A 25,954-nucleotide genomic window follows, 5' to 3' on the forward strand; every position below is an offset into this window, starting at 1 on the left:
GAGCGTCGGACGGGAAGCTCGCACAGAGCGAATCGTTCAAATGGCCTGCCCGAGAGGAATCGAACCCCTGACCCACGGCTTAGAAGGCCGTTGCTCTATCCGACTGAGCTACGGGCAGCCTGCGGAAGCGGCCGCGATTTTCGCATGGGGTTGGGGCCGGCGCGCTTCAGCTGCGCCAGGGCAGCGGCAGGCGCTCGCCATCGGGCAGGAAGACCTCGACCGGGGCGCTGCCGAAGACGCCGATCAGCTCCAGGGGCGTCTCCCCCGTGCTGAAGATCTGGTGCAGGGCGTTGCGCGGGACGACCACCGTCTCGCCGCCGCCGAAAGCATGGACCTGGCCGCCCAGGTGCAGCTCGCCGCGACCGCCGGAACACAGCACGACCTCGTCGCAGTCGTGGCGGTGCGGGGGCGTGGCGCCACCCGGGGCAATGGACTGGCGCCAGAGGCTCAGTTGGGCCAGGCCTTCATCGGCGCCCGCCCAGGTGGCGTGGTGGATGCCGGGAATGGCCGTGGGTTCGGGTTGCAATTGAGGATGGACGAGCATGCGGTTCTCCTGGTTCGGTGCCTGTGGAATACCGGCGATTCGCGCGCCGGTGCGGCAGTGTCCAGCCGCTCACATCCATCCACAAGATGCGCCGATGTCCTAGGATTGCCGACATTTCGTCGTCAATGGGTGGGACACCATGCAGGGTCTTCAGCAGCTGGTCGCCTTCGCGGAAACCGCCAAGCGCGGCAGCTTCGCGGCCGCCGCCCGCGAGCTGGGCAGCGCGCCCTCCACGCTCGCCAAGGCCGTGGCGCGGCTGGAGGACTCGCTGGGCGTGAAGCTGTTCCACCGCACCACGCGGCAGGTGAACCTCACGGCCGACGGCGAGCGCCTGTTCGCGCGCTGCCAGCGCGTGCTGTCCGAGGTGGAGGACCTGCATGCCGAAGCGTCCGGCACGCGCGCGCGGCCCTCGGGCCTGCTGCGGGTGGACCTGCCCATCGTCTATGGGCGCGTGGTGCTGCTGCCGGTGCTGGGCCAGCTGGTGCAGCGCCATCCGGAGCTGAAGCTGGACGTGCGGCTGCACGACAGCTACACCGACCTGATCCGCGACGGCATCGACCTGGCGGTGCGCGTCGGGCCGCTGGCCGATTCGCAGCTCGTCGCGCGGCGCTTCGCGCAGCAGCAGATGGTGCTGTGCGCCAGCCCCGAGTACCTGCGGCGGCACGGCACGCCCGAGCGCATCGACCAGCTCCATGAGCATGCGGCCGTGGTGCACCGCATGCCCAGCTCGGGCCGGCTGCGGCCCTGGCGCCTCACCCCCCGCGGGCAGACGATCGAGATCGAGCCCGCCTCGCGGGTGCAGATCAGCGACGGCGAAGGCATGGCGCAGGCGGCCCTGCAGGGGCTGGGGCTCACGCAGCTGCCCGACTACATGGTGGCCCAGGCCCTGGGTGAAGGCCGCCTGGTGGAGGTCCTGCCCACCGCGCGACCGCCGGCCGACCCGATCAGCGTGGTGGTCCCGCGATCGCGGCACCTGCCGGCGCGGGTACGCGTCGCGGTCGATGCCCTGGTCACCCTGGGCCGCGCACAGGGGGATGAGAGTCTCCGTGCACCCTCGTCCCGCCGCGCTTAGACTGCGCTCATGTCCCTGCCCCGCCTGGCCTTCCACTGCGTGCTGCTGCTTTTCGTGGCGGTGCTGCACGGCCTGCCCTTCGCGCAGACCGGGCCGGCGACATCGGGTGCCCAGCGCGTGGTCTATGTGGCGCCCATCGAAGGCATGATCGACCTCGGCCTGGCCCCCTACATCGAGCGGGTCCTGCGCGAGGCCGAGGAGGCCGGCGCGCAGGCCGTCATCCTGGATATCAACACCTTCGGCGGCCGCGTCGACGCCGCGGTGCAGATCCGTGATGCGCTCCTGCGCAGCAAGACCACCACCATCGCCTTCATCGACAAGCGCGCCATCTCCGCGGGGGCGCTGATCTCGCTGGCGGCGCACAAGATCGCCATGTCCGGCGGCGGCACCATCGGTGCGGCCACGCCGGTGCAGATGGGTGGCGCCGATGGCGACACGCGGCCCACCAGCGAAAAAACCGTCTCCTATGTGCGCAAGGAGTTCCGCTCCACCGCCGAGGAACGCGGCCGCCCGCCGCTCATCGCCGAGGCCATGGTCGATGCCGACGTGGCCATCCCCGACGTGGTGGAAAAGGGCAAGCTCGTGACGCTCAGCACCACCGAGGCGCTGCGCCTGAAGGTGGCCGACTGGCGGGCCGACACGCTGGAGGAGGTGCTGCAGCAGGCGGGCCTGGCCGGCGCGGAAGTCCGCCGCGTGGCACCCAACTGGGCCGAGAACGTGGTGCGCATCCTCACGCAGCCGCTGGTCAGCTCGCTGCTGGTGACGGTGGCCATGCTGGGCATCCTGATCGAGCTGCGCACGCCGGGCTTCGGCATCCCGGGCCTGCTGGGCGTCACCAGCCTCGGCCTGGTGCTCTGGGGCCACTGGCTGGCCCAGCTCGCGGGCATGGAGGAGATGCTGCTGGCGGGTATCGGCCTGGTGCTGCTCGCGCTGGAGTTCTTCGTCATCCCAGGCTTCGGCATCGCGGGCATCCTGGGCATCCTCGCGTTGCTCGCGGGGCTGGTCCTGAGCATGACCGGCGCCGGCGCCACGGCGGCCTTCATTGCGGCGGTCGCGGCGCGGATGGTGTTCTCGCTGCTCCTGGCGGTGGGCCTGAGCCTGCTGCTGCTTCGCTTCATCAACAAGATTCCCGGCGCTCGCCGCCTGGTGCTGGAGGACAGGCTCACCGCCGGCCAGGGCTATGCCTCGCCGCCGCCCGAGGAGGAAAGCCTGCTCGGACGCACCGGCCGTGCCTGGTCGGTGCTGCGGCCGGCGGGCATCGCCGAGATCGACGGCAGGCGCTGGGACGTGGTCTCCAACGGCGAGCTGATCGAGGCCGGCGAGCCCGTCGAGGTCATGCGCGTGGACGGCAACCGCATCGTGGTGCGCCGCGCGCCGAGCTGGCACCCCCCTTCCCGACAAGCCCACGAATAACCCACGGAGAAGCGACCCATGTTCATCGAATCAGGTCTCATCGGCGGCTTCGGCCTGCTCATCATCGTCCTGGCGCTGCTGCTGCTGGTGCTGTACATGGTGCCGATCCGGCTCTGGGTATCGGCCTGGGCCTCGGGCGCCTACGTGGGACTGTTCACGCTGGTGGCCATGCGCCTGCGGCGCGTGCCGCCGCACACCATCGTCACCGCGCGCATCAGCGGCGTCAAAGCCGGCATCGATGTCTCCATCAACGACCTGGAGGCGCATTACCTCGCCGGCGGCAACGTGGTGCGCGTGGTCAACGCCATGATCTCGGCCGACAAGGCCAGCATCCCCCTGCCCTTCAAGCGCGCTGCCGCCATCGACCTGGCCGGACGCGACGTGCTGGAGGCGGTGCAGATGTCGGTGCTGCCCAAGGTGATCGAGACGCCGCGCATCGCCGCCGTGGCCAAGGACGGCATCCAGCTGATCGTGGTTTCGCGCGTGACCGTGCGCACCAACATCGACCGGCTGGTCGGCGGCGCGGGCGAGGAAACCATCATCGCCCGCGTGGGCGAGGGCATGGTCAGCACCATCGGCTCGGCCGCCAACCACAAGAGCGTGCTCGAGAACCCCGACCACATCTCCAAGCACATCCTCAGTCGCGGCCTGGACGCGGGCACGGCCTTCGAGATCCTGTCCATCGACATCGCCGACGTGGACGTGGGCGCGAACATCGGGGCCAAGCTGCAGATCGACCAGGCCGACGCGGACAAGCAGATCGCGCAGGCCAAGGCCGAGGAACGCCGGGCCATGGCCGTGGCCCAGGAGCAGGAGATGCGCGCGCGCGTGGTCGAGGCCGAGGCCGAGGTGCCGCGCGCGATGGCTGAGGCCTTCCGCAGCGGCAACATGGGCATCATGGACTACTACCGCATGCGCAACCTGCAGGCCGACACCGACATGCGGCGCGACATTGCGGGCACCAGCGACCTGCAGCCGCCGCCGCCGCCGCCCGGCTCCCGCGGCTGATCGCCGGCATCGTCGCCAGGAGGCACACCCGTGGACGGCATCGAAGTCATCGTCTGGATCTTCTTCATCCTCGCCACCATCGTCTTCAACCTGGTGCAGCAGTGGAAGCGACGCGCCGACCGGCGGGCCGAGGCGCTGCGCGAGCGCGTGGAGGACAAGCTGGATGCGGCTCGTGAAGCGCAGGAGACGCTTCGCGAGCGCGCCCGCGAGGCCGCCGCGCAGATCCGGCATACCGCCGCCGAGCGGGCTCGCACCGAGGCGCGGGCACGGTCCGCACCCGCGCCGCTCACGGCGGACGGGTGGGGGCGCGCCCACGACGAGCCGCTGCCCGAAGAACTGCTGGAAGCCGCGCCGCTGCCCTTGCCGCCGGCCACCCCGCAGCACGTCCCTGCGCCTACGCCGCTCGCGCAGACCATCGAGCGAGATCGCGAGCGTGAGCGCCGCACACCGCCGCCCGTGCGCGTGCGCCACCACCGCCCCTTCCGCACGCCGCAGGAGGTGCGCAAGGGCATCATCGCCATGACGGTGCTGGGGCCATGCCGCGCGATGGATCCCTATGACATGGGGTCGCCGGAAGGAACCCGCTAGGACCGCGGGCGCCGGGACAACTCGGCAGGAGCGCCCGAGGGCGGACCTTGAGTTGGATCAAGACCCGCGCGACGGGGTCTTCCTACAGTGACCGCGCGGGCCCCGAGGCTCGCGCCGTTCAACTTCTGCCAGGAGGAACCCATGAGCCAACTGCGCCTTCGCGAGTCCGCGACCGACCCCTTCGAAGCCGCGTTCCGCCGCTTCTTCTCGCCCGCCTTGGCGGACACCGGAACACCCCTCATGAGCATGCGACTGGACGTGACCGAGTCGGCGGCGGCCTACCAGGTGCAAGCCGAGCTGCCGGGCGTGCGCAAGGAAGACATCCAGGTGCGCGTGGACGGCAACGTGGTGCAGATCGATGCCGAGTCGCGCAGCGAGCGTGAGCAGCAGGACCCCGCCAAGGCCAAGGGCGAGCGCGTCCTGCGTACCGAGCGCTACTACGGCACGATCTCGCGCACCTTCAGCCTGGCCAGCGACATCGACGACGGCAAGGTCGAGGCGCGATACGCCGATGGGGTTCTGCAGCTCACGCTGCCGAAGAAAGCGCCGCAGGAGGGCCGGAAGATCACCGTCCAGTAAACCGCGCGCCGTGAAGTTGCCCTCCGACAACGCGGCAGGCAGCGCGGGCGCGGAACGCCCTGCGCGCTACCTGCGTCGCACGCCCCGTGGGGGCAGCGTGCGCACCGACTCTCCGGCGCTGCGCCGCCAGGCCGAGCTGGTGCGCGGCCTCGCCGCGCAAGTCGGCGCCGACATCGTCGAAACGCACATCTCCTGGGTCCTGCTGGCTGGCGAGGACGCCTGGAAGATCAAGAAGGCGCTGCGCCTTCCCTTCCTGGACTTCTCCACGCCGGCGCTGCGGCGCTACTACTGCGAGGAGGAGTGCCGCCTCAACGATCGCTTCGCGCCGGGCCTGTACCTGGGCGTGGCAGCGGTCACGGGCCGCTGGCCTGGACGCCTGGGCGCCGGCGACGCGCGGCAGGCGACGGTGCAGGCGGTTCCGGCCACCCAGTGGTGGCAGCTTCTGCGCAGCGGGGCGGACGTAGGCGATGCGCACGCCGCGCTCGATCCGCAAATCCAGGGCGAGCCACTGGACTGGGCCGTGCACATGCGACGCTTTCCCGATTCGGCGCTGGTGAGCCACCGCCTCCAGGCCGGCCTGCTGCGGCCCGAGGAGGTCGATGCCATCGCCGACCGACTGGCGCACTGGCACGCGCAGGCCAGCCGCGAACGTCCGGACCCCGATCACGGCAGTCCGCGCCAACGTCGCCGCCTGGGCCTCGCGGCCGTGCGCGGCGCCGCGGCCCTGGCGCCGCAGGACGAGTCCCATGCCCTGCTTCGATGGGTCCGGGACGAGTCCGAAGCGCTGTCCTCGGCCTGGGCCGCACGGCAGGCGGGCGGCTGCGTTTGCGAATGCCACGGCGACCTGCACCTGGACAACCTGCTGTGGCTGCCGCACCAGGGTGCGGCAGCCTTCGACGCCGTCGAGTTCGCACCGGCGCTGCGGTGGATCGACGTCGCCGACGACCTGGCATTCCCGGTGATGGACCTGGCGGCCCGGGGCCGCCCGGACCTCGCCTTCCGGCTGCTGGTGCGCTGGCTGGACCGCAGCGGCGACCACGACGCGCTGCGCGTGCTGCGCTTCTCGCTCGTGTACCGCGCCCTGGTGCGCGCGCAGGTGGCGGTGCTGCGGGGTGACCGCGAGGTGGCGCAGCGCTATCGCGACGGCGCCCTCGCGTGGCGCCGCGGGGCGACGCCGAAGCTGACCCTCATGCACGGCCTGCCGGGCTCCGGCAAGACGCAGCTGTCGCAGCAGCTCCTGGAGCAGCAGGGCGCCATCCGGCTGCGCTCGGACGTGGAACGCAAGCGCCTCCTCGGCCTGGGCATGTTCGAGGACTCGAGCGCCCTGCATATGAGCGTCTATGGACCCGCGGCCGGCGTGCGCACCTACGAGGTCCTGATGCAAAAGGCCCGCACGGCCTTGCAGGCGGGCTGGCCGGTGATCATCGACGCTGCCTTCCTGCGCCGGGCCGAACGCGACGCGGCCCATGCAATGGCGCGCGACCTGGGCGTGGACTTCGCCATCGTGGCCTGCGAGGCGCCGCACGAGGTGCTGCGCGAACGCGTAGCCGGCCGCCGGGGCGACGCGTCCGAGGCGGACGTGGAGGCGCTGGACAAGCTCACCGCCGCGCGCGAGCCGCTGCACGAGGAGGAGCAGGCCTGGGTGACGAGGGTGTGGACCGGATGACCCGGGGTCGGCGAGCCCGGCGAGCGCGCCGAGAGGGGAAGGATGGTCGGAGCGATAGGATTCGAACCTACGACCCTCTGGTCCCAAACCAGATGCGCTACCAGACTGCGCTACGCTCCGACTGGCCGCCATTCTAGCGGCGCAGCGTTGCCGAGGTCTTCCCGATGTGATCGCGCCAAGGGTAGTCCCGGGACTACCGAGGTCCAGGGGCATCCCGCACACCCGTGGCCTCAGGGGCGCGAAGAATGGGCCGCTCTTGATCACCAGCAAGCAGCCCATGGACCGGACACACCCCTCTTCAACCGACACGGCCGTCGTGCCCGTGCTCGAGGAACGCCTCAGCGTCGAGCATCGGGTCACCGACACCGGGGCGGTGCGCCTGCGCAAGCAGGTGGAGGAGGTCACGGTCCGCGTGGACGAGGCCGTGGTGTCGGAGACCGCCGAGATCGAGCGCGTGCGTCTCGATCGGGTGGTCACCGAAGCCCCGGCCGTTCGGCACGAGGGCGAGGTGCTGGTGATTCCGGTGGTCGAGGAGCGGGTGATCACGCGCACGGAGCTGGTCCTGGTCGAAGAGATCAGGGTCACGCGCCGACGCGAGACGCGGCCGGCGCATGCGGACGTGCCGCTGCGTCGCGAACGCGTGATCGTCGAGCGCTTCGACCCCGACACGCAGCAGTGGCGCGTCGACGAAGGCGCGTGAGTCCAACCCCACGAAACCGCAAGGAGCAACCATGCACACCGTCATCGGAGCATTCGACGACAAGTCCGGCGCACAGCACGCCGTGGATCGCCTCTACGAGGCCGGGTACGACCGTCGCGAGGTCCACCTCGAGCACGGCGACGCCACCGGCGCCGCCCGCAACGAGGAGGACCGCGGCGGCTGGAGCTTCTTCAAGTCGCTGTTCGGCAGCGACGAGAGCAGCAACTACTCCAGCGACTACGACGAGGCCGTGCGGCGCGGCAGCTATGTCGTGGTGGTGGACACGCACAGCGAATCCGAAGCCCAGAAGGCCGCCAGCATCCTGCACGGGCTGGGCGCCTACGACGTGGACGAGCGGGCGCGGCAGTGGCGTTCCGGCACGGGCAGCACCAGCGGCGTCGCCGCCGGGGCAGCCGCCGGCATGCCGCCCGGCCAGGCGCCGGGTCAAGTGGCCGGCACGGGTTCGGCGAGCGGCAAGGTTGCTGACCTGCGCGCCGGCCAGCAGGGCTCGGCCAACGTGGTGCAGGAGGAAGTGAAGGTCGGCAAGCGCAGCGTGGACCACGGCGGCGTGCGCATTGTGCAGCGCGTGTCGCAAAAGCCCGTGCACGAGGTGGTCAAGCTGCGCGAGGAAGTCGCCACGGTCGATCGCAGGAAGGTTGACCGGCCAGTCACCGACGGCGAGCGGTCCGATTTCCGCGAAGGCACGGTGGCCGAGGTGCGCGAGTCGGTCGAGGAACCGGTCGTGTCCAAGCAGGCGCGCGTGGTCGAGGAAGTGCGCGTGGGCAAGGACGTGCGCGAGCGCGATCACACCGTGGACGAGACGGTGCGGCGCAAGGATGTCGACGTGGAGCGAATGGATGCGACCCGGCGCGAGTCGGCGGTCGCGGCGGACAAGGGACCGCTGGGCACGGGCAAGGACAAGCCGACCCGCTGAGTAGTCCGGAGCACCACCGCCCGTTCAATGCTGAGCCCGTCGTCGTCCTTCGACTGGCTCAGGACAGGCCCTTCGACTGGCTCAGGACGGGCCCTTCGACTGGCTCAGGGCGAACGGATGTGTTTGACCGTGGATGTCTTTCAACGTGGCTGCGGCCGCGGTGAATCAACGCTCAGGGCGAACGGATGGCACGCTCAGGGCCAAGGGAGTGCCTTGAACCTGAGCGCCGATCAGATCCGCTTCCAGTCGAACTTGGCCTTCTTGCCGGTGCCGAACAGCTTCAGCGCGCCCTCCTCGCCGACGGCGTTCGGGCGGATGAAGATCCAGTTCTGCCAGGCCGAGAGGCGGCCGAAGATGCGCGTCTCCATGGTCTCGCGGCCGGGGAAGCGCAGCGAGGCTTCCATGCCGGTGAGCGCGTCGGGCGAGAGCGCGACGCGTTCTTCCAGCAGGATGCGGATCTCGTCTTCCCAGTCGATGTCGTCCGGCGCCACCGTGACCAGGCCCAGCTCCATCGCGCGGGCCGCGCGCAGGGGCTGGTCCTGTTCGGCACGCAGGCCGTCGACGGCAGCAGCGTCCTCGTTGAAGCGCGTCTGCAGGCGCGTGAGCCCATTGACCATGGGATAGCGGCCGAAGTTGGCGGCCGACAGGCGCAGCGCCGGGGCCTCGGCTGCGTCGCCCAGGTCCAGCATGTAGATGCGGTCGCAGGCCAGCGCCAGTTCGTAGAAGGTGCCGGCGAAGCAGGACTCGGCATCGACCAGTGCGATGAGCGAGCGGCTGGTCACGTCCAGGCGGGCCAGGGTGCGGCGCAGCGCGCCGAGGGTCTCGCGCACCAGCCAGTGGTCCTTGTGCTGCTCCAGCACGCGGTCGGCCTGCAGCACCAGGTCGGCCTGGCCGCGCGTCTTGATGACCCAGGTGCCCACTTCCAGTTCGTTGGTGCGCAGGTTGAGGATGGCGTCGTCCAGCTCGCGGGCGAGCCTGAGGGGCCACCACTGCGCACCCGCGGCGACGATGGCCTCGGGCGTGGACTCGATCTCCTGCGCGGGCGCGTTCACCACCAGCGTGGCCACGCGCGTGGCGCGGTCCACCTGCGCATCGACGAGGCTGTAGTGGTAGCCCTGCTCGTCGATGCGGCCGTCCACGGGCGGCAGCTCGATGCCCTTGTCAGGGCCGCTGCGGCCGGACTGCTGGCGCAGCGCGTCGATCTCCGACTGCACCAGCGGGCCGAACTGCTGCGGCTTGGCATGCGCGTCGATCAGCTTCCACTGCACCGCGCGGTCGGCGCGCACGCCTTCGCTGGTGGTGCAGAAGATGTCGGCCAGGTCGCGGCGCACCTTGCGCTTGTCGGTCACGCGCGTGAGGCCGCCGGTGCCGGGCAGCACGCCCAGCAGCGGCACCTCGGGCAGGCTCACCGTGGAGGAGCGGTCGTCCACCATCACGATGCGGTCGCAGGCCAGGGCCAGCTCGTAGCCGCCGCCGGCGCAGGCACCGGTCACGGCCGCCAGGGACTTCAGGCCCTCGTTGCGCGAGGAGTCCTCCAGGCCGTTGCGGGTCTCGTTGGTGAACTTGCAGAAGTTGACCTTCCAGGCATGCGAGGACAGGCCCAGCATGTAGATGTTGGCGCCCGAGCACCAGATGCGGTCCTTGCCCGATTCGAACACCACCACCTTGACCTGCGGGTGCTCGAAACGGATGCGGTTGAGGGCGTCGTGCAGCTCGATGTCCACGCCCAGGTCGTAGCTATTGAGCTTGAGCTTGTAGCCGGGCTTGATGCCGCCGTCCTCGTTGATGTCCAGCTTCAGGCGGGCCACGTCGCCTTCGACGCTCAGGCTCCAGTGCTGGTAGTTGCCGGGGTGGGTGGCAAAGCTCACCAGCTCGCGGTCGCCCTGCTTGAACAGAAGGGGCTCGGTCATTGCATTCATCGCTGTCTCCTGGGGGTGTGTGAACCGCCTGCTGCCGCTGCGGCGGGCCCGCGCCACGAGGACGCGTGCCCGGCCCGCCCGGCCGGCACGGCGGGGGGTCAACTGGAAGTGGTTTCGGGGTTGCTGCGCGGCGCGCGGGCCTGGGGCACCGCACGCTCGAGGTCCTTGAGGGATTGCTTGACGCTGCGCGCGGCCGTGTCCACCACCGCGTCGGCGCGTGCGTACAGGTCTTCGCGGCTGGCGAGGATGCGGCGGATGTCCTCCATCGCCTCGGTCATCGCGCCATTGGCGGTGACGCCATCGCGGTGGCCATGGAAGGGACGCAGGTCGCCCTGCGCCACCACCCGGCTCATGTGCTCCTGCGGGCTGGCCTTGAGCCACACGCAGTAGAAGCGGCTTTGCAGCAGCTCGAAGGTGTCGCGCTCGCTCACGATGCTGCCGCCGGTGGTCATGACCACGCCGTCGGGGTTGTCGTCGGCGATGCGCATCAAGGCCCGGCGCTCGTAGCGGCGGTAGCCAGCCTGCCCGTGCAGCAGCAGGATCTCGTTCATGCTGGTGCCGGCCTCGCGCTCGATCTCGCGGTCCAGCTCCACGAAGGAAACGCCGCGCTGCGCGGCCAGCTGCGCGCCCAGCGTGCTCTTGCCGGCGCCGCGCAGGCCGATGAGGGCGATGCGCTGCTCGCGCCCGCGCTCGTCGGCCACGGCGAACTGTGAAGCCAGGCTTGCATGAGCCTGCTCGAGCTGCGCATCGTCCAGTCGCGCGAGAAGGACCTGCACGCGCGCCAGCGCCGGGCGGGGCGCGTCCTGCAGCAGCTCCAGGATGCTGATGTTCAGGGCGCGCGCGGCCGCTTCCAGCGAGTTGATGGAGACGTTGCCCTTGCCGCTTTCCACGTCGGCCAGGAAGCGCTCGGACAGGCCCGAGTCGGCTGCGAGCTGCCGCCGCGTCATGCCGCGCCGGGCCCGCCAGGCACGCACGCGCGCCCCCAGTTCGGCCAGGGTGGCACGGGAGGCGTCGGGGTCGGTGGTGAGCTGCATGGCGGATTTTTTTCGGCGGGGCTTGCGCCGCGTCAAGTGCCTTGCACTATACTGCCTGCAAACAGGGTGTCAAGCAGTTTACTGCATCCGACCTTCGGAGATGTGAAGGATGAAGCTGAAGATCCTGGTCGGAACGATGACCAGTACCGCCGATGACGTTGCACAGGCGATCCAGATGGACTGCGCCGATCTGGTGGACGAGATCGAGGTGTGCCTGATGGACGGCCTGGACATCAGCGCCTTCGACGAAGATGCACTTTATCTCATCTGCTCGTCTACTTACGGCTCGGGCGACGTGCCCGACAACGCGTACGAGCTGTACGACTCGCTGGACACCGCGCCGCGTTACCTCGGGCACGTGCGCTACGGCGTCATCGCCCTGGGCGACAGCGGCTACGCCCAGACCTTCTGCTTCGGCGGCAAGAAGTTCGACCAGCGCCTGAGCGACCTGGGCGCGCGCCGCATCGGCGAGGTCTGGTGCCACGATGCCAGCGAAGGAACCATGGCAGAGGCCGAAGGCGCCGCCTGGTGCCGCGAGTGGTTGCAGCTCGCGCTGCGCCCGGCAGGCGCCCCGGCCTGAACCCGCCCACGAGACAGTGAGGAGACACGCATGAACACCAGCCAGGCCGACCACACGACGAGCCCGCCCCGGGTGGACATTCCCCGCGAGTACAACGCCGCGCATGACCTGCTGGCGCGCAACGCACGGCGCGCCGGCAAGCCCGCCTTCATCGACGCCTCCAGCGGCCAGGCCCTGAGCTACGGCGAGCTCGCGCAGCAGGCGCATCGCTTCGCCAACGCGCTGCGGGCCCGCGGCATCGCCCCCGAGTCGCGCCTCATGGTGGCGATGCTGGACACGCCCGAGTGGCCGGTCGTGTTCCTGGGCGCCATCCTCGCGGGCGTGGTGCCGGTGGCAGTGAACACGCTGCTGACCACGGCGGACTTCGAGTTCATGCTGCGCGACTCGCGCGCGCAGGCACTCGTCGTCTCGCGCCCGCTGCTGCCCGCCTTCGAGCCGCTGCTGGAGCGCGTGCAGACGCTGCGCCACGTGGCCGTGGCGGGGGGCGACGGCCATGACAGCCTGGCCGCCTGGCTGCAGGGCGCGCCGGACACGCCCGAGGTGGCCCCCACCTGCGCCGACGAGCCCTGCTTCTGGCTCTACTCCAGCGGCTCCACCGGCACGCCCAAGGGCACGGTGCACCTGCACAGCCACCTGATCCAGACCGCCGAGCTGTACGGGCGCGCCGTGCTGGGCATCCGCGAGGACGACACGGTCTATTCCGCCGCCAAGCTGTTCTTCGCCTACGGCCTGGGCAACAGCCTCACTTTCCCCATGAGCGTGGGCGCCACCACGGTGCTGCTGCCCTCGCGGCCCACGCCGCAGGACGTGTTCCGCGTGCTCAAGGACTTCCGGCCCACGGTGTTCTATGGCGTTCCCACGCTCTTCGCGGGCCTGCTGGCCGAGGCCACGCGTCCGGCGCGCAGCGAGCTCGCCCTGCGCGTGTGCACCAGCGCGGGCGAGGCGCTGCCGGCGGAGATCGGCCGGCGCTGGACCGAGGCCTACGGGGTCGAGATCCTGGACGGCATCGGCTCCACCGAGATGCTGCACATCTTCCTGTCCAACCGGCCGGGCGCGGTGCGCTATGGCACCACCGGCCGGGCGGTGCCGGGCTACGAGCTGCGCATCGTGGGCGACGACGGGCGCGAGTGCGGTGACGGCGAGATCGGCGAGCTGCAGATCAAGGGCCCGAGCGCCGCGCTCATGTACTGGAACAACCGCGCCCGCACCAAGAGCACCTTCTGCGGCGACTGGACCCGCAGCGGCGACAAGTACACCCGGGACGCCGACGGCTACTACACCTACGGCGGCCGCAGCGACGACATGCTCAAGGTCGGCGGCATCTACGTCTCCCCCTTCGAGGTGGAGGGCTCGCTGGCCTCGCATCCGGCGGTGCTGGAGGCGGCCGTCATCGGCGTGGCCGACACCGACCAGCTCGTCAAGCCCAAGGCCTACGTGGTGCTCAAGCCAGGGCACAGCGCCTCGGCGGCGGACCTGCAGGCGCACGTGAAGAACCAGCTCGCGCCCTACAAGTACCCGCGCTGGATCGAGTTCGTGCCGGAGCTGCCCAAGACCGCCACGGGCAAGATCCAGCGCTTCCGGCTGCGCGCCGGGCAGCAGGGATGAAGGCGGCCGTGAGGGTTAGCCATGTGCCGCCCAAGGCCGCCCATCGGGTAAAAACGTCGCCACCGCACAGCCCGCCGTGTCAACGGGCGGCGCTGAAAGAATCATCCAACTCCAAGGAGACTCCATGACCACTCGCCGACTCGTCCTCTCCCGCGGCGCCGCCCTGGTGGGCGCCGCCTCCACGGGCCTGCTCTTGCCGCAGATCGTGCGCGCGCAGTCCGACCGCATCCGCGTCGGCCTGATGCTGCCCTACACCGGCACCTTCGCCCAGCTGGGCGTGGCCATCGAGAACGGCGTGCGCATGGCCATCGACGAGAAGGGCGGCAAGCTCGGCGGCCGCACCATCGAATGGTTCAAGGTCGATGACGAATCCGAGCCCTCCAAGGGCGTCGAGAACGCGCAGCGCCTCGTGCAGCGCGACAAGGTGGACATCCTCGTCGGCACCGTGCACTCGGGCGTGCAGATGGGCATCCATCGCGTGGTGCGCGGCACGGACGTGCTCAACATCATCCCCAACGCCGGCGTGCATGCGGCCACGCGCGCCCTGTGCGCGCCCAACGTGTTCCGCACCTCGTTCACCAACAGCCAGCCCACGCTGGCCCTGGGCAAGCCCATGATGGACAAGGGCCTCAAGCGCGCCGTCTGGATTTCCTGGAAGTACGCCGCCGGCGAAGAGGCCTTCGAAGGTTTCAAGGACAGCTACACCAAGGCCGGCGGCACCATCGTCAAGGAGCTGTCGCTGCCCTTCCCCAACGTCGAGTTCCAGGCCCTGCTGACCGAAATCGCCTCGATCAAGCCCGATGCGGTGGCCTGCTTCTTCGCGGGCGGCGGCGCCGCCAAGTTCATGCGCGACTACGCCGCCGCGGGCCTGAAGGACAGCATCCCGCTGTGGGGCTCGGGCTTCCTGACCGAGGGCGTGCTCGAAGCCGCCGGTCCGGCCGCCGAGGGCGTCATGACGACCATGCACTACGCCGACTCGCTGGACACGCCGCGCAACAAGCAGTTCCGCCTGGAGTACGCCAAGGCCTTCCGCATGCAGCCCGACGTGTACGCGGTGCAGGGCTACGACTCCGGCCAGGTGCTGGTGCAGGCGCTGGCCGCCGTCAAGGGTGACACCAGCAACAAGAAGGCGCTGTACCAGGCCGTCGAGAAACAGGCGGTGGACAGCCCGCGCGGCCGCTGGACCTTCAGCAACTCGCACAACCCCATCCAGGACTTCTACCTTCGCCGCGTCGAGAACAAGGACAACAAGGTGATCGGCATCGCCGCCCGCAACCTCGCCGATTCCGGCGCCGGCTGCCGCATGGCCTGAGCGAAGGTCGCGCGCCCTTGGATCGCGCGACAATCGCTCGCGCAGAGCGGCGGAGCCCTCCGCCGCTTTTTTTCGCCTGAACCGATGGACCTCGCCAACTTCCTCATTCAACTGCTCAACAGCGTCCAGTACGGGCTGCTGCTGTTCATGCTGGCCGCGGGCCTCACGCTGATCTTCGGGATCATGGGCGTCGTCAACCTGGCCCACGGCAGCTTCTACATGCTGGGCGCCTACACCGCCTGGTCGCTCTCCAGCCAGCTCGGAAGCCTGGCGCTGGCCATCGTGCTGGGCACCGTCCTGGCCATCGTGTTCGGGCTGCTGCTGGAGCGGCTGCTGTTCCGGCATTTCTATGCCCGCGACCACCTGGACCAGGTGCTGCTCACCTTCGGCCTCATCTACATCTTCGAGGAAATGCGTTCGCTGATCTGGGGCGACGACGTGCACGGCACGCGCGTTCCCGCCCTGCTGTCCGACTCCATTCCCCTGACCGACACCCTCTCCTACCCCGTCTACCGCCTGTTCATCTCCGGCGTGTGCATCGCCCTGGCCATCGGCCTGTACCTGCTGATCTCCAAGACCCGCCTGGGCATGAAGATCCGCGCCGGCGCCTTCAACCGCGACATGGCCGAGGCGCTGGGGATCAACATCCGGCGGCTCTACGCCATCGTCTTCGCACTCGGCGTGGCCCTGGCCGCGATCGCCGGCATGATCGCCTCCCCCATCTCCAGCGTGTACCCCAACATGGGCTCGCAGGTGCTGATCATGGCCTTCGTGGTGGTGGTCATCGGCGGCATTGGCTCGGTGCGCGGCGCCATGATCGCGGCCCTGCTGGTCGGCCTGGTGGACACCTTCGGCAAGGTGCTGCTGCCGGCCATGTCCGGCATGCTGGTGTACGTGCTGATGGCTGCCGTCCTGCTGTGGAAGCCCGAAGGGCTGTTCAAACAATGAGCGCACCCGTCTCCAACCTCGAAGCCCTGCCGCGCAGCGTGCAGCTGCTGCTGGCCCTGGCCTTCCTCGCGCTTGCCGCGTTTCCGCTGGTGGGCAGCGACTACTACGCCCAGGTGGTCGCCCGCATGATGATCCTGGCCATCTTCGCCATGAGCCTGGACCTGCTGCAGGGCGTCACCGGCCTGGTCTCGCTGGGCCATGCGGCCTTCTTCGGCCTGGCCGGCTATGCGCTGGCGTTCATGACGCCCGTGAGCGAACCCGTGAGCCTCTGGTGGACCCTGCCCGCCGCCGTCGCCGTCTCGGCCCTCGCGGCCCTCGTCATCGGCTTCCTGGTGGTCCGCACGCACGGCATCTACTTCATCATGGTCACGCTGGCCTTCGCGCAGATGCTGTTCTACGTGTTCTTCGACAGCAAGGCCCTGGGCGGCTCCGACGGCGTGTACGTCAACTTCCGCCCCGTCGCCGGCCTGTTCGACCTGGAGGACAAGCGCGTCTTCTATTACTTCACCTTCGCCTCCCTGCTGCTGGTGTACGGCTTCCTGCGGCGCCTCCTGTGGAGCCCCTTCGGCCGGGTGCTGGCGGGCATCCGCGTGAACGAGCACCGCATGCGCGCCATGGGCTACGGCACCTTCGGTTACAAGCTCGCGGCCTTCACGCTGGCCGGCGCGCTGGCCGGCTTCGCGGGCTACCTCTGGGGCATGCAGTCCGGTTTCATCAACCCCGAGCTGCTCGGCTTCCACCTGAGCGCGCACGCGATCATGATGGTGATCCTCGGCGGCATGGGCAACTTCGCCGGCGCCATCGTGGGCGCCTTCGCCTTCGAGTACCTGCTGCACTGGTTCAAGGACCTGCCCTATATCGGCGACTTCAACACGGGCAAGCACTGGCAGCTGTGGATGGGCCTGTTCATCGTCTTCATCGTGACCTTCGCGCCGCGCGGCCTGCTCGGGCTCCTGGAACGCCTCTTCCGCGGCCGCTCCGCGGCGCCCGCGCCCGCCGCCGCACCGCCTCGATCGGCCGAACAGGGGGGCCAGCCATGAGCGAGCCCCTCCTGCGCGCCACGCAGCTGACCAAGCGCTTCGGCGGCCTGGCGGCCGTGAACGACGTGTCGCTGGACCTGTTCCGCGGCCGCATCCATGCGGTCATCGGGCCCAACGGGGCCGGCAAGTCCACGCTGACCAACCTGCTCTCGGGTGACCTGCCGCCCACCACCGGCCGCATCGAGCTGGGGGGCCGCGACGTGACCGGCCGCAAGCCGGAGCGCATCTCGCGCGCCGGCCTGGGCCGCAGTTACCAGAAGACCAACATCTTCCTGCCCTTCACCGTCTGGGAGAACGTACGCCTGGCCGCGCAATCGCGTGCGCCGCGCGCCGCGCACTGGCTGGCCCGAGCCACCTCCTTCGCCGACACCAACGCGCGGGCCGAGCGGGCGCTGGAGCTGGCCGGCCTCGCGCCGCGCCGCGACATGGTGGCCGGCGCCATCAGCCACGGCGAGCAGCGCCAGCTGGAGATCGCCATGACCCTGGCCACCGAGCCCAGCGTGCTCCTGCTGGACGAGCCGCTGGCCGGCATGGGCACCGTGGAGGCCGAGCGCATGGTCGCCCTGCTGCAGCGCCTGAAGGTCGAGCACGCGGTGCTGCTGGTGGAGCACGACATGGACGCCGTCTTCGCCCTGGCGGACCGGCTCACCGTCATGGTCAACGGCCAGGTCATCGCGAGCGGCGAGCCGGCGCAGGTGCGGGCGGACGAAAACGTCCAGGCCGCGTACCTGGGCGAGGAGCACTGAATGAGCGAGTTGCTGATCGACGCACGCGGCCTGCAGACCTACTACGGCCAGAGCCACATCCTGCGCGGCATCGACTTCCGCGTGGCGCGGGGCGAGACCATCGGCCTCATGGGCCGCAACGGCATGGGCAAGAGCACGCTGCTCAAGAGCCTCATGGGCCTGGTGCGCCCGCGCGAGGGGCGCGTGCACGTGGCCGGCCGCGACATGACCGGCTGCCGCCCCTACGAGATCGCCCAGCGCGGCATCGCCTACGTGCCCGAGGGGCGGGGCATCTTCGGCAACCTGAGCGTCACCGAGAACCTCAAGATGGCGGCGCGCCCCGGCACGCGCGGCCAGCGCGACTGGACCTTCGAGCGCGTGCTGGAGACCTTCCCGCGCCTGCAGGAGCGCCTGAACCACGGCGGCCAGCAGCTCTCGGGCGGCGAGCAGCAGATGCTCACCATCGGCCGCGCGCTCATGACCAATCCCGACGTGCTGATCCTCGACGAAGCGACCGAGGGCCTGGCGCCACTCATCGCGCGCGAGATCTGGCGCATCTGCGGCCTCATCCGCGAAAGCGGCATCTCCAGCGTCATCGTGGACAAGAACTGGAAGCACGTCACGCAGGTCACGGACCGCAACGTGATCCTGGTCAAGGGCGAGGTGGTGTTCGAGGGCAGCTCCGAGCAGCTGCGCAGCCAGCCGCAGCTGCTGGAGCAGTACCTGGGCGTCTGAGGGCCGCGCCGAGCAGAGGCGCGTCAGCCCGCGTACGCGACGGCGTCGCGCCTCAGGGCCAGCCGGCCCGGGAGTACGGGCTGCCCCAGCGGTGCGCGAGGATCCGGGCGGTCCGGGACGCGGCGGTCTGCGGGGCGGCAGCCGCACCCGTGCGCCTCGACTTCGCGGCCCGACGCGGCGTGGCCTCGGCCTCGAGCGGCTGGAACCAGTCGAAAGGCGTGAGCACCTTCGCAGGAGCCTGTGTCTTGGACTTGTGCATCGAATTCATGTCCCGCTGCTGAGTAGGCATCCATCATGCGCTCTGACGGAACAGCAGCCTGTCGGACGGCATCGCCCGCGGCCGTCATCTCATCGAAGGACGTCCACGGGGCCTGTCCCCAGGCCGCGAGCGCGGCCTACTTCTTCTGCAGCCGCTTGTTGAGGTCACCGACCGCCTCGTACTCCGTGCGGATGGCCTCCGCCAGCCGGGCCGGCGGCTCCCATTCCTGCACGATCCCCAGCGGCAGCAGCCGGCTGGCAATGGCGCCGTCCTCGGCGACCTTCTGCAGGGCGGGCACCAGCGTCTGCACCACCTCCGAAGGCGTGCCCGCCGGCGCATAGAAGCCGAACCAGATCCCCATCAAATCCTGCTTGTAGCCCAGCTTGGCCAGCGTCGGCACGTCCGGCAGCGCCGGGTAGGCGCTGGAGATGGCGATGGGCTTGAAGGCGCCGCTCTTCATGTGCGCGCTCACCGCGCCCAGGGCCAGGATCACACCGTCGATCTGCCCGCCCAGCGCGTCGGTCACGGCCGGCGCGGCCCCCTTGTAGGGGACGGCGAGCAGCTCGATGCCTGCCTGCGTGTTGATCAGCTGCACGCTCAGGTCACCACTGGAGCCCGCACCGGGGTGGCCGATGCGCACGCTGCGCGGCGACTTCTTCGCGTGAGCGACCAGTTCCTGGAAGGTGTTGTAGGGCGCTTCCTTGCGCACCACCAGGAGGGACGGCGTGCGGGTGGTGAGCCCGAGGGGGATGAGGTCCTTCTGCGGGTCGTAGTTGACCGTCTCCGGTTCCATCACGCGGCGGATGGTGAGCGGGCTGTTCTGCGCGAAGAGCAGCGTGTAGCCGTCCTTCTTCGCGGCCAGCACGTTCTGCACGCCCAGCGAACCGCCCGCGCCGGGCCGGTTGTTCACGAGGAAGGGAGCATCCAGCTGCTTCTGCAGGGCTTCGGCCATGGCACGCAGGGCCGTGTCGCCGCCGTCGCCTGCGGCCAGCGGGATCACGACGGTGACCGGGCCGCCGGGGTACTTCTGGGCTTGCGCGGCCAGGGGCAGCGCCGACAGCGTCAGGGCGGCCAGCAGCAGGGTGGCGAGCTTGCGGATCATCTTGTCTCCATGGTCTGGTGTGGGTGGGAGGTATACGCGGTGACCGGTGGGTCACCAACAGGGTCTCCACTACGGGTTCGTTGCCCGAACGGCCTCGGTGCGTTCGATCAGCGGACCGGCTGAGGCGCAGGCCGCTGGCATCATGCAGCCATGGCTGCAACTCCCAAGGTCGTGATCGTCGGCGGTGGCATCGGCGGGCTCTTCGCCGCCAATGCGCTGCTTTCCAAAGGCCTCCAGGTCGAGGTGTACGAGCAGGCGCCCGCGCTCGGCGAGATCGGCGCCGGCGTGTTCGTCACGCCCAACGCCGTGCGTCACATGGAACGCGTGGGGCTCGGCCCGGCCGTGGCGCGCTGGGGCGCACGGGTCGGCCCCGACTCCGCCTACCGGCGCCACGATGGCTCCTTCATCGCGCCGGTGCAGGTGGCGGATGCCGAAGGCTGGAACGCCTGCTTCGGCATGCACCGCGCCGACTACGTGCAGTTCCTCTCGGAGAACCTGCCTGCGGGCATCGTCCGCACCGGCCACCGCGCCGTGGGCTTCGAGCAGGACGGCGACGTGGCACGCGTCAAGTTCGCCAACGGCGCCACGGCGCAGGGCGATGTCGTGGTGGGCGCGGACGGCATCCACTCGGAGCTGCGGCCCCACGTGTTTCCGCCGTCCACGCCGGTGTTCCACGGCACGATCTCCTATCGCGGCCTCGTGCCGCGCGAGCGGCTTGCGCACTGGCCCATGGACCGCTGGGAGATGTGGGCCGGCCCGTCGAAGCACTTCCTGGTCTTCCCCGTGCGGCACGGCACCATGGTGAACTACGTCGGCTTCGTGCCGGCCGACGAGGAGATGAAGGAGTCCTGGTCCGCCCCCGGTGACCCCGAGGTGCTGCGGCGCGAGTTCGAGGGCTGGGACCCGCGCATCACCGAGGTGCTGGCGCAGGTGGACAAGACCTTCCGCTGGGCGCTGTACGACCGCGAGCCCCTGCCGGGGTGGACCCAGGGCCGGCTCACCCTGCTTGGAGACGCCGCGCATCCCATGCTGCCGCACCTGGGCCAGGGCGCCAACCAGTCCATCGAGGACGGCATGGCCCTCGCCACCCTGCTGGCGCAGGCCAGCCCCGCCGAGGTTCCGCAGGCCCTGCTCGCCTACGACCGCCTGCGCCGCGAGCGCGTGGCCGAGGTCCAGCTCGGCGCGCGCAAGCACGGCCTGCGCGTCGATTCGCTCTCCGGGGACCTGCAGGCGCGCGATGCCGAACTGGCGGCGCACGCGGAGTTCCGCAAGCAGCTCTATAGCTACGACGTGGTGCCGCTGGCGCGGCTCGGCTGAGCCAGGGCGCGCGCGAGCCCCGCGTTTTTCCCGAGTCGCCCCGCGGGCGACGCTTTCCGCGGTCCGCTTGGCGCACGCGCAGCACGCCACCGCAGCACGAGCCTGTGCTACAAAGTCCCTCGGCATTGCGCTGGCGATGCCCGGCCCGCGCAATGCCGAGCCGCAACCCACCTGGGGGACATCCGAAATGCACAAGATGCGCCGCGCCCTTCTGGCCGTCCTGGCCGTCACCGCGACCCAGTTCGCCATCGCACAGCAGGAACCGATCGTCATCGGTGCCTCGATTCCGATGAGCGGCGGCGTCTCCACCTTCGGGCAGCATTCGAGGTGGGGGTCCGAGCTCGCCATGGAAGAAGCCAATGCCGCCGGCGGCGTGCTCGGGCGCAAGGTCGAGATCGACTACCAGGACAACCGCTGCAACCCCGCCGAGGCGGTCAAGAGCGTCACCCAGATGATCGCCCAGAAGAAGTACGTGGCGATCTTCGACGGCCTGTGCAGTTCGGCCGCGCTCGCGATCATGCCCCTGGTCGAGCGCGCCGAGATTCCCTTCGTCGTGGCCAACGCCTCGGCCACCTCCATCGCGGAGAAATCGGGGGTCGGCGGCAACAAGTGGACCTTCAAGGTCAATCCCACCGACGCCAGCATGCTGGACGCGCTGGTCGCCTGGCTGGACAAGGAAGGCAAGGCGAAGAACATCGCCTTCCTGGGCGAAGACACGGACTTCGGCCGCGCCGGCTCCACCGGGCTGGAGGAAGCGCTCAAGAAGCGCGGCCACAAGCTGGCCATGACCGACTTCTACCAGAAGGGCACCGCCGACTTCAGCAGCGTGCTGGCCAAGATCAAGGCGCGCAAGCCGGCGGCCCTCGCGCTCTATGCCATCGACGCGGACTTCCAGAACATGATGCGCCAGTGGAACGGCATGGGTGGGGGCGTTCCGCTCACCGGTCGCGTGCTGGTGGACCAGGTGCCCAAGGAAATCATGTCCACCGGCGTCCTGGACGGCACGACCGCGGTGCAGCCCTACGACGTGAACATCGACACCCCGGCGAACAAGGCCTTCGTGGAGGCCTACAAGAAGAAGTCCGGCGGCACGGCGCCCATCATGGTGGGATTCGAGTCGTACGAGGCCACGCGCATCCTGCTCGATGCGATCAAGCGCGCCGGCAGCACGCAACCGGCAGCCATCCGCGACGCGCTCGCCAAGACGAAGTACGACTCCATCCTGGGCACCACGCTGGAGTTCGACAAGAACAACCTGATCCACAACAACGCGGTGATCCTGGGCGTTCGCGACGGCAAGGTCGTCGTGCTCGGTTTCAGCAAGACCTGACACGGGTTCCCGGAGGGCTGGCGGCGGCGCACTGAGCCGCCCCGGCCCCACGCACATCACGGCCCCGGCAGACGCACCGGGGCCTCCGACGGAGCAAGGCTTGGATCCCGCTTTCCTGCTGCAACTCGTGCTCAACGGACTGGTCATCGGCGTGATCTACGCTCTGGTGGCCATGGGTCTCTCGCTGATCTTCGGGGTGCTGGAGATCGTGAACTTCGCGCATGGCGAGTTCTACATGCTCGGTGCCATGGGGGCGTATTTCCTCGCCACGCAGGTCGGCGTGGGCTACTGGCCCACGGTGCTGCTCGCGCTCGCGGGCGGCCTGTGCATCGGCTACCTGCTCTACGAGGTCCTGCTGGTGCGCATCGACGGCAAGGGCTTCGAGCGCAGCATCCTGCTGACGCTGGGGCTGTCGATGGTGCTGCAGAACCTGGCCATCTTCCTGTTCACCACGACACCGAAGATGATCCAGGGCCCGCTGACCTACAGCAACGTGTCGCTGGGCCCCCTGCAGGTCCCGGTGCTTCGGCTCTTCGCGCTGGGCATCGGGCTCGCGGCCTTCATCGCCCTGTTCCTGGTGCTGCACCGCACGCAGGTCGGCAAGGCCATGCGCGGGGTCGCGCAGAACCGCGAGGCCGCGCTGATGGTGGGCATCGACCCGCGCGCGGTCTCCCGGCTGGCGGTGGCCATCGGCATCGGCATGTCGGGGCTCGCGGGCGCGGCCCTGGCCCCGGTGTACGCGGTGCACCCGCTCATGGGCTTCGCCTTCGTGTTCAAGGCCTTCGCCATCGTCATCATCGGCGGCCTGGGGAACGTGTCCGGCGCCGCCATCGTGGCCGTGGCGCTGGGCGTGCTGGAGAACCTGATCGCCGGCTTCCTGCCGCAGGTGATGGTGGACGGCATCGCCTTCTCCGCCATGATCCTCGTGCTGCTGGTGCGGCCCCAGGGCCTGTTCGGTCGCGGGGTCCGGGTATGACGGCGCGGACGCCGGCAATGGCAGCCGCAGCGCTGGTGCTGGCCCTCGCCTTGGCGCTGCCGCTGTTCAGCCGGAACGAATACCTGCTGGCGCTGGGCGTGAGCTTCGCCACCTTCTCGGTGCTGGCGACCGGGCTGAACCTGGTCTACGGCTACACCGGGCTGCTGTCCTTCGCGCAGGTCGCCTTCTTCGGCATCGGCGGCTATACCGCCGCCCTGCTGGTGACTGAGTTGAACTGGTCGCTGTGGCCCGCCGCGCTGGCGGGCGCCGTCCTGGCGGCGGCGCTGGGCTTGGGCATCGGGTACTCGTCGCTGCGGCTGTCTCGCCATGCCTTCGCCATCGTCACCCTGAGCTTTGCCCTCCTGTGCATGATCGTCTCGCGCGACTGGGTCTCCCTCACGCGCGGCGCCATGGGCATCCCGGGGCTGCCGGTGCCCTCGCTCGCCTTGCCGGGCGGTGCCTCGTGGCGCCTGAACAAGCCGGCCGACTTCTACCTCCTGCTGATGGCGTTCTCGCTGCTGGCACACGGGCTGGTGTACCTGCTGGTCACCTCGCGCATCGGGCGGGCCATGCGGGCGGTCAAGCTGAACGAGCCGCTCGCGCAGTCGCAAGGGATCAACCCACTGCGCTACAAGCTGCTGACCGTGACCTTCTCGGCCTTCCTCAGCGGCATGGTCGGCGCGCTCTTCGTGTTCTACCTGACCATCGTCGACCCGACCATCTTCGACTTCTACTACACCGAGACCATGCTGATCATGGTGATCCTCGGCGGCGCCGGCAGCTTCTGGGGCGTGCTGGCCAGCACCGCGGTCCTCACGGTGCTGCCCGACCTGCTGCGATTCAGCCCGGACCTGCGCATGGTGCTCTATGGCCTGGTACTGGTCGCCGCCATGCTGGTGATGCCGGGCGGCTTCGCGGAGTGGTTCCAGCGCCGCCGCCTGGAGCGCTGGCGCAAGCTCCCCTATGGCGAGACCGAGGACAAGCAGGAGGCCCGCCCGTGAGCAGCACGCCGCTGCTGCAGGTGCGCGGCCTCACCAAGCGCTACCTGGGCCTGACGGCGGTGGACGGCCTGAGCTACGAGGTCGAAGCGGGCAGCATCGTCGGCCTGATCGGTCCCAACGGATCGGGCAAGAGCACCAGCATCGATTGCGTGAGCGGATTCCAGCGCGCCGACGCCGGTGACTGGTTCCTGGACGGGCACAAGCTGCGCGACGTGCCCCCGCATCGCATCGCGGCGCTGGGGCTGACCCGCACCTTCCAGACCGTGCGTGCCTACGAGGACCTGAGCCTGCTGGAGAACCTGCGCGTGGCGGCCCAGGAGAGCGATGGGCACGGGTGGTTCTCCGCGCTGCGCCGCAGCGCGCCGCTGCGCGAGAGCGAAGCCCGCGCCGCGCAGCGCGCGGGCGCGCTGCTCGAAAGCGTCGGGCTCTCGCGCTACGCCGATGCGCCGGCTGCCGTCCTGTCCTACGGCCAGCGCAAGCTGCTGGCGATCGCCGCCAGCGTCATGGCCCGGCCGCGGCTGGTGATCCTGGACGAACCCGTGGCAGGGGTGAACCCCACCATGGTCCGGCACATCGAGGAGGTGATCCGGGAGTTCAACGCCCAGGGCGTTGCGCTGCTGATCGTCGAGCACAACGTCGACTTCATCATGAACCTGTGCCAGCGGGTGGTCGTGCTCGAATCGGGCCGCAAGATCGCCGACGGTCCCCCCGGCCTGATCCGCAGCGACCCGCGCGTGCTGGAGGCCTACCTCGGCCCGGGCGGCGCGAGGGCGCTGGAGGCCACGCCATGACGGTGTCGACACCCGCCCGCCCGGAGGCTGCGCCCGGGGCGCCGGCCTCGGGAGTGAAGCCCCTGCTCGAGTTCGACGCGTTGTCGGTCGGCTACGGCGACGAGCCCATCGTGCGCGACTTCAGCGCCAGCCTGCCGGCCGGCAGCATCACGACCATCATCGGGCCCAACGGCGCCGGCAAGTCCACGCTGCTCAAGGCGGTGTACGGCCTGAACCGGCACTTCGCCGGCAGCATCCGGCTGGAGGGCGAGCCCATCGAACGCCTCGCGCCGCGCGAGCGGCTGCGGCGCGGCATCGGACTGGTGCCCCAGGGCCGCTGCAATTTCCCGCTGCTCACGGTCTCCGAGAACCTCGACCTGGGCGCCTACACCCTGCGCGGCCCGGCGGTGCGGCAGGCCATCGAGCGGGTGCTGGAGCAGTTCCCCCTGCTGGCGGCCAAGCGCCACGTGCTCGCCGGCAACCTCAGTGGCGGCGAGCAGCAGATCCTGGAGACGGCGATGGTGCTGGAGACCTCGCCCAAGTTGCTCCTGCTGGACGAGCCGTCCCTCGGACTGTCGCCGCTGAACCAGGAACAGATCTTCCAGATGATCGCGGACCTGCGCCGCCAGGGCCTCACGGTCCTGGTCGTCGAACAGAACGCCCACGGCGCGCTGCAGGTCTCCGACACCGGCATCGTGATGGAGCTCGGGCGGCTGTTCCTGGCCGCGCCGGCGGCGCAGGTCATCTCCGACCCGCGCATCCGCGTGGCCTACCTGGGCGGCACGCCCGGATAGGCC

The 25,954-nt window shown here is 69.9% G+C and carries 26 protein-coding genes and 2 tRNA genes; 21 read left to right on the top strand and 7 right to left on the bottom strand.

Features of this window, described 5'->3' with window-relative positions; all coding sequences use genetic code 11:
• Positions 1-41: 41 nt before the first annotated feature.
• Positions 42-118 (bottom strand) — tRNA-Arg (locus EZ242_RS13695).
• Positions 119-166: 48 nt separating this feature from the next.
• The gene (locus EZ242_RS13700; protein WP_135285734.1) at positions 167-544 is read right to left on the bottom strand and encodes a cupin domain-containing protein; all 378 of its coding nucleotides are present in this window, start codon (positions 542-544) and stop codon (positions 167-169) included.
• Between the two features lie 139 nt (positions 545-683).
• Between EZ242_RS13700 and EZ242_RS13705 the strand changes: the two genes are divergently transcribed.
• The 6 genes from EZ242_RS13705 to EZ242_RS13730 all read left to right on the top strand — a co-directional run bounded on the left by EZ242_RS13705 (position 684) and on the right by EZ242_RS13730 (position 6,870).
• Entirely contained in the window at positions 684-1,616 is a 933-nt protein-coding gene (locus tag EZ242_RS13705) for a LysR family transcriptional regulator (protein WP_135285735.1), read from the top strand.
• 9 nt (positions 1,617-1,625) lie between these two features.
• The gene (locus EZ242_RS13710) at positions 1,626-3,029 is read left to right on the top strand and encodes an NfeD family protein (protein ID WP_135285736.1); all 1,404 of its coding nucleotides are present in this window, start codon (positions 1,626-1,628) and stop codon (positions 3,027-3,029) included.
• Positions 3,030-3,047: 18 nt separating this feature from the next.
• The gene (gene floA / locus EZ242_RS13715; RefSeq protein ID WP_135285737.1) at positions 3,048-4,037 is read left to right on the top strand and encodes a flotillin-like protein FloA; all 990 of its coding nucleotides are present in this window, start codon (positions 3,048-3,050) and stop codon (positions 4,035-4,037) included.
• A 30-nt stretch (positions 4,038-4,067) separates the two neighbouring features.
• Complete coding sequence (locus tag EZ242_RS13720) at positions 4,068-4,625, top strand: hypothetical protein (protein WP_135285738.1); 558 nt, start codon at positions 4,068-4,070, stop codon at positions 4,623-4,625.
• Positions 4,626-4,766: 141 nt separating this feature from the next.
• Positions 4,767-5,204: an Hsp20/alpha crystallin family protein gene (locus EZ242_RS13725; protein WP_135285739.1), complete on the top strand. Its 438-nt coding sequence runs from the start codon at positions 4,767-4,769 to the stop codon at positions 5,202-5,204.
• 10 nt (positions 5,205-5,214) lie between these two features.
• Entirely contained in the window at positions 5,215-6,870 is a 1,656-nt protein-coding gene (locus tag EZ242_RS13730; RefSeq protein WP_135285740.1) for a bifunctional aminoglycoside phosphotransferase/ATP-binding protein, read from the top strand.
• 43 nt (positions 6,871-6,913) lie between these two features.
• On the opposite strand, the gene EZ242_RS13735 is transcribed toward EZ242_RS13730, so the two are convergent.
• Positions 6,914-6,990 (bottom strand) — tRNA-Pro (locus EZ242_RS13735).
• A 157-nt stretch (positions 6,991-7,147) separates the two neighbouring features.
• On the opposite strand from EZ242_RS13735, the gene EZ242_RS13740 reads away from it, so the two are divergent.
• Positions 7,148-7,570 (top strand): YsnF/AvaK domain-containing protein, encoded by a 423-nt coding sequence (locus EZ242_RS13740; RefSeq protein ID WP_167784764.1) that lies wholly within the window; start codon positions 7,148-7,150, stop codon positions 7,568-7,570.
• A gap of 31 nt (positions 7,571-7,601) precedes the next feature.
• A complete protein-coding gene (locus EZ242_RS13745; RefSeq protein ID WP_135285742.1) occupies positions 7,602-8,504 on the top strand; it encodes a YsnF/AvaK domain-containing protein in 903 nt (300 codons plus the stop codon).
• Positions 8,505-8,734: 230 nt separating this feature from the next.
• On the opposite strand, the gene boxC is transcribed toward EZ242_RS13745, so the two are convergent.
• Together boxC and EZ242_RS13755 are read right to left on the bottom strand one after the other, a co-directional pair.
• Complete coding sequence (gene boxC / locus EZ242_RS13750) at positions 8,735-10,423, bottom strand: 2,3-epoxybenzoyl-CoA dihydrolase (RefSeq protein WP_135285743.1); 1,689 nt, start codon at positions 10,421-10,423, stop codon at positions 8,735-8,737.
• Positions 10,424-10,521: 98 nt separating this feature from the next.
• Positions 10,522-11,493 (bottom strand): helix-turn-helix transcriptional regulator, encoded by a 972-nt coding sequence (locus EZ242_RS13755; protein ID WP_276606540.1) that lies wholly within the window; start codon positions 11,491-11,493, stop codon positions 10,522-10,524.
• A 73-nt stretch (positions 11,494-11,566) separates the two neighbouring features.
• Here EZ242_RS13755 and EZ242_RS13760 point away from each other — a divergent pair, with 73 nt between their 5' ends.
• The 7 genes from EZ242_RS13760 (at position 11,567) to EZ242_RS13790 (ending at position 18,402) form a co-directional block, all read left to right on the top strand.
• A complete protein-coding gene (locus EZ242_RS13760) occupies positions 11,567-12,037 on the top strand; it encodes a flavodoxin domain-containing protein (RefSeq protein WP_135285745.1) in 471 nt (156 codons plus the stop codon).
• Between the two features lie 30 nt (positions 12,038-12,067).
• Positions 12,068-13,642: a benzoate-CoA ligase family protein gene (locus EZ242_RS13765; RefSeq protein WP_135285746.1), complete on the top strand. Its 1,575-nt coding sequence runs from the start codon at positions 12,068-12,070 to the stop codon at positions 13,640-13,642.
• Between the two features lie 124 nt (positions 13,643-13,766).
• Complete coding sequence (locus EZ242_RS13770; RefSeq protein WP_135285747.1) at positions 13,767-14,954, top strand: ABC transporter substrate-binding protein; 1,188 nt, start codon at positions 13,767-13,769, stop codon at positions 14,952-14,954.
• Positions 14,955-15,038: 84 nt separating this feature from the next.
• Positions 15,039-15,902, top strand: a complete 864-nt coding sequence (locus EZ242_RS13775) for a branched-chain amino acid ABC transporter permease (RefSeq protein WP_135285748.1) — start codon at positions 15,039-15,041, stop codon at positions 15,900-15,902.
• Positions 15,899-16,942, top strand: coding sequence for a branched-chain amino acid ABC transporter permease (locus EZ242_RS13780; RefSeq protein ID WP_135285749.1), 1,044 nt, complete (start codon positions 15,899-15,901; stop codon positions 16,940-16,942). The genes EZ242_RS13775 and EZ242_RS13780 overlap by 4 nt, the downstream gene beginning before the upstream one ends.
• Positions 16,939-17,688, top strand: a complete 750-nt coding sequence (locus tag EZ242_RS13785) for an ABC transporter ATP-binding protein (protein WP_135285750.1) — start codon at positions 16,939-16,941, stop codon at positions 17,686-17,688. Before EZ242_RS13780 ends, EZ242_RS13785 begins: the two co-directional genes overlap by 4 nt.
• The gene (locus EZ242_RS13790) at positions 17,689-18,402 is read left to right on the top strand and encodes an ABC transporter ATP-binding protein (protein WP_135285751.1); all 714 of its coding nucleotides are present in this window, start codon (positions 17,689-17,691) and stop codon (positions 18,400-18,402) included.
• A 52-nt stretch (positions 18,403-18,454) separates the two neighbouring features.
• Here the strand turns inward: EZ242_RS13790 and EZ242_RS13795 are convergent, their stop codons facing one another.
• Both EZ242_RS13795 and EZ242_RS13800 read right to left on the bottom strand, forming a co-directional pair.
• On the bottom strand, positions 18,455-18,670 hold the full coding sequence (locus EZ242_RS13795; protein WP_135285752.1) for a hypothetical protein: 216 nt from the start codon (positions 18,668-18,670) through the stop codon (positions 18,455-18,457).
• Between the two features lie 127 nt (positions 18,671-18,797).
• Positions 18,798-19,763, bottom strand: a complete 966-nt coding sequence (locus EZ242_RS13800) for a Bug family tripartite tricarboxylate transporter substrate binding protein (RefSeq protein WP_135285753.1) — start codon at positions 19,761-19,763, stop codon at positions 18,798-18,800.
• A 150-nt stretch (positions 19,764-19,913) separates the two neighbouring features.
• Here EZ242_RS13800 and EZ242_RS13805 point away from each other — a divergent pair, with 150 nt between their 5' ends.
• The 6 genes from EZ242_RS13805 (at position 19,914) to EZ242_RS13830 (ending at position 25,951) form a co-directional block, all read left to right on the top strand.
• Positions 19,914-21,080 carry an FAD-dependent monooxygenase gene (locus tag EZ242_RS13805; RefSeq protein WP_135285754.1) on the top strand — a complete coding sequence of 389 codons (1,167 nt, stop codon included), beginning with the start codon at positions 19,914-19,916 and terminating at the stop codon, positions 21,078-21,080.
• 196 nt (positions 21,081-21,276) lie between these two features.
• Positions 21,277-22,410 (top strand): ABC transporter substrate-binding protein, encoded by a 1,134-nt coding sequence (locus EZ242_RS13810; protein ID WP_167784765.1) that lies wholly within the window; start codon positions 21,277-21,279, stop codon positions 22,408-22,410.
• 100 nt (positions 22,411-22,510) lie between these two features.
• Positions 22,511-23,386 (top strand): branched-chain amino acid ABC transporter permease, encoded by an 876-nt coding sequence (locus EZ242_RS13815; RefSeq protein ID WP_240787090.1) that lies wholly within the window; start codon positions 22,511-22,513, stop codon positions 23,384-23,386.
• A 17-nt stretch (positions 23,387-23,403) separates the two neighbouring features.
• Positions 23,404-24,387, top strand: a complete 984-nt coding sequence (locus EZ242_RS13820; protein ID WP_240787091.1) for a branched-chain amino acid ABC transporter permease — start codon at positions 23,404-23,406, stop codon at positions 24,385-24,387.
• On the top strand, positions 24,384-25,178 hold the full coding sequence (locus EZ242_RS13825; RefSeq protein ID WP_135285757.1) for an ABC transporter ATP-binding protein: 795 nt from the start codon (positions 24,384-24,386) through the stop codon (positions 25,176-25,178). Before EZ242_RS13820 ends, EZ242_RS13825 begins: the two co-directional genes overlap by 4 nt.
• Positions 25,175-25,951 (top strand): ABC transporter ATP-binding protein, encoded by a 777-nt coding sequence (locus tag EZ242_RS13830; RefSeq protein WP_135285758.1) that lies wholly within the window; start codon positions 25,175-25,177, stop codon positions 25,949-25,951. The genes EZ242_RS13825 and EZ242_RS13830 overlap by 4 nt, the downstream gene beginning before the upstream one ends.
• Positions 25,952-25,954 lie beyond the last annotated feature (3 nt).

Source organism: Ramlibacter rhizophilus, assembly GCF_004681965.1.
GTDB classification, from domain to species: Bacteria; Pseudomonadota; Gammaproteobacteria; order Burkholderiales; family Burkholderiaceae_C; genus Ramlibacter; species Ramlibacter rhizophilus.

Excerpts from the sequence above, each read along its gene's own strand:
- EZ242_RS13765 (WP_135285746.1), top strand. The coding sequence starts at position 12,068 with ATGAACACCAGCCAGGCCGACCACACGACGAGCCCGCCCCGGGTGGAC.
- EZ242_RS13775 (WP_135285748.1), top strand. The coding sequence starts at position 15,039 with ATGGACCTCGCCAACTTCCTCATTCAACTGCTCAACAGCGTCCAGTAC.
- EZ242_RS13790 (WP_135285751.1), top strand. The coding sequence starts at position 17,689 with ATGAGCGAGTTGCTGATCGACGCACGCGGCCTGCAGACCTACTACGGC.
- EZ242_RS13810 (WP_167784765.1), top strand. The coding sequence starts at position 21,277 with ATGCGCCGCGCCCTTCTGGCCGTCCTGGCCGTCACCGCGACCCAGTTC.
- EZ242_RS13830 (WP_135285758.1), top strand. The coding sequence starts at position 25,175 with ATGACGGTGTCGACACCCGCCCGCCCGGAGGCTGCGCCCGGGGCGCCG.
- floA (WP_135285737.1), top strand. The coding sequence starts at position 3,048 with ATGTTCATCGAATCAGGTCTCATCGGCGGCTTCGGCCTGCTCATCATC.
- EZ242_RS13725 (WP_135285739.1), top strand. The coding sequence starts at position 4,767 with ATGAGCCAACTGCGCCTTCGCGAGTCCGCGACCGACCCCTTCGAAGCC.
- EZ242_RS13700 (WP_135285734.1), bottom strand. The coding sequence starts at position 544 with ATGCTCGTCCATCCTCAATTGCAACCCGAACCCACGGCCATTCCCGGC.
- EZ242_RS13800 (WP_135285753.1), bottom strand. The coding sequence starts at position 19,763 with ATGATCCGCAAGCTCGCCACCCTGCTGCTGGCCGCCCTGACGCTGTCG.
- EZ242_RS13795 (WP_135285752.1), bottom strand. The coding sequence starts at position 18,670 with ATGAATTCGATGCACAAGTCCAAGACACAGGCTCCTGCGAAGGTGCTC.
- EZ242_RS13760 (WP_135285745.1), top strand. The coding sequence starts at position 11,567 with ATGAAGCTGAAGATCCTGGTCGGAACGATGACCAGTACCGCCGATGAC.
- EZ242_RS13710 (WP_135285736.1), top strand. The coding sequence starts at position 1,626 with ATGTCCCTGCCCCGCCTGGCCTTCCACTGCGTGCTGCTGCTTTTCGTG.
- EZ242_RS13745 (WP_135285742.1), top strand. The coding sequence starts at position 7,602 with ATGCACACCGTCATCGGAGCATTCGACGACAAGTCCGGCGCACAGCAC.
- boxC (WP_135285743.1), bottom strand. The coding sequence starts at position 10,423 with ATGAATGCAATGACCGAGCCCCTTCTGTTCAAGCAGGGCGACCGCGAG.
- EZ242_RS13780 (WP_135285749.1), top strand. The coding sequence starts at position 15,899 with ATGAGCGCACCCGTCTCCAACCTCGAAGCCCTGCCGCGCAGCGTGCAG.
- EZ242_RS13740 (WP_167784764.1), top strand. The coding sequence starts at position 7,148 with ATGGACCGGACACACCCCTCTTCAACCGACACGGCCGTCGTGCCCGTG.
- EZ242_RS13820 (WP_240787091.1), top strand. The coding sequence starts at position 23,404 with ATGGCAGCCGCAGCGCTGGTGCTGGCCCTCGCCTTGGCGCTGCCGCTG.
- EZ242_RS13805 (WP_135285754.1), top strand. The coding sequence starts at position 19,914 with ATGGCTGCAACTCCCAAGGTCGTGATCGTCGGCGGTGGCATCGGCGGG.
- EZ242_RS13705 (WP_135285735.1), top strand. The coding sequence starts at position 684 with ATGCAGGGTCTTCAGCAGCTGGTCGCCTTCGCGGAAACCGCCAAGCGC.
- EZ242_RS13785 (WP_135285750.1), top strand. The coding sequence starts at position 16,939 with ATGAGCGAGCCCCTCCTGCGCGCCACGCAGCTGACCAAGCGCTTCGGC.
- EZ242_RS13770 (WP_135285747.1), top strand. The coding sequence starts at position 13,767 with ATGACCACTCGCCGACTCGTCCTCTCCCGCGGCGCCGCCCTGGTGGGC.